The sequence below is a fragment of the Streptococcus oralis genome (assembly GCF_001578945.1).
In the GTDB taxonomy this organism is placed as follows: domain Bacteria; phylum Bacillota; class Bacilli; order Lactobacillales; family Streptococcaceae; genus Streptococcus; species Streptococcus oralis_Q.
In genome coordinates, this window is record NZ_KQ969551.1 from 263,430 (window position 1) to 265,104 (window position 1,675).

Here is a 1,675-nt window from a genome sequence, read left to right on the forward strand (position 1 = left end):
GCTCTTCAATTAGCTCGGAACCAAGGAATGTTTTGGATAGTCAGTTTGATTTTGATTGCCTTAATTTATAAGCTAAAACTTGGTTTTTTAAGAAATGAACGCTTGATTTTTATCGTTATGTTTGTGGAGATGATTCTCTTGGCTTTGGCGCGGCTAATTGGGACACCAGTCAATGGTGCCTATGGTTGGATTTCTGTAGGACCTGTAACGATTCAGCCTGCAGAGTATCTTAAGATTATCATTATCTGGTACTTGGCGCATCGTTTTTCAAAGCAACAGAGTGAGATAGCGGTTTATGATTTTCAGGTTTTGACACAGAACCAGTGGCTACCTCGAGCTTTTAACGATTGGCGTTTTGTTTTGCTGGTTCTGATTGGTAGCTTGGGAATTTTCCCCGACTTGGGAAATGCGACCATCTTGGTTTTGGTAGCGCTCATCATGTATACCGTTAGTGGGATTGCCTATCGTTGGTTCTCAACCATTCTAGCTCTCTTAGCAGGGAGCTCAATGTTAGTCTTGTCTGTCATTCGTCTCGTTGGGGTTGAAAAGTTCTCTCAAATTCCTGTATTTGGTTACGTTGCTAAACGTTTCAGTGCCTTCTTTAATCCCTTTAATGACTTGGCGGGGGCAGGACACCAGCTCGCAAATTCCTACTATGCAATGGTAAATGGTGGCTGGTTCGGACTGGGACTGGGGAATTCTATCGAGAAGCGTGGTTATCTGCCAGAAGCCCATACAGATTTCGTCTTTTCGATTGTTATCGAGGAGTTTGGATTTGTGGGAGCCAGTATGATTTTGGCTCTTCTCTTCTTCTTGATTTTGCGAATTGTCTTAGTTGGTATTCGAGCTAAGGATCCCTTTAACTCCATGGTTGCTATTGGTGTCGGAGGGATGATCCTTGTTCAGGTCTTTGTCAATATCGGTGGGATTTCAGGGTTGATTCCTTCTACAGGGGTAACCTTCCCCTTCCTTTCACAAGGTGGGAACAGTCTCCTGGTATTATCTGTAGCCATCGCGCTTGTACTGAACATTGATGCAAGTGAAAAACGTGCCAAACTTATCAGAGAATACGAAAATCAAACCGATGAAAGTCTGTAAGGATTGAATGGAAAGGAAAGTATATGTCTCTTCAAAAATTAGAAAACTATAGCAATAAAGCAGTCGTCCAAGAAGAAGTCTTGATTCTGACTGATCTATTAGAAGATATTACAAAAAATATGCTAGCGCCAGAAACCTTTGAAAAGATTATCCAGTTGAAGGAATTATCAACTAGCGCGAATTATCAAGGGCTCAATGACCTAGTGACCAGTCTTTCGAATGAAGAAATGATTTACATTTCACGCTATTTTTCTATCCTTCCACTTTTGATTAATATCTCTGAGGATGTGGATTTGGCCTATGAAATCAATCACCAAAACAATGTGGACCAAGACTATCTAGGAAAACTATCTACAACGATTAAGATGGTAGCTGAAAAAGAAAATGCAGCTGAAATTTTAGAAAAGTTAAATGTCGTTCCTGTCTTGACCGCCCATCCAACGCAAGTACAACGCAAGAGTATGCTGGACTTGACCAACCATATCCATACGCTCTTGCGCAAGTACCGTGATGTCAAACTCGGCTTGATTAATAAAGAAAAATGGCACACGGATCTCCGTCGTTACATTGAAATTAT

The 1,675-nt window shown here is 41.1% G+C and carries 2 protein-coding genes; both read left to right on the forward strand.

The annotated features are described in order from the left end of the window. On the forward strand, nucleotides 1-1,098 hold a 1,098-nt coding region (locus SORDD16_RS03995), incomplete at its 5' end, for an FtsW/RodA/SpoVE family cell cycle protein (RefSeq protein WP_241733972.1). Between the two features lie 23 nt (nucleotides 1,099-1,121). Further along, the coding region (locus tag SORDD16_RS10560; RefSeq protein WP_128973465.1) for a phosphoenolpyruvate carboxylase at nucleotides 1,122-1,675 on the forward strand (554 nt) is incomplete at its 3' end.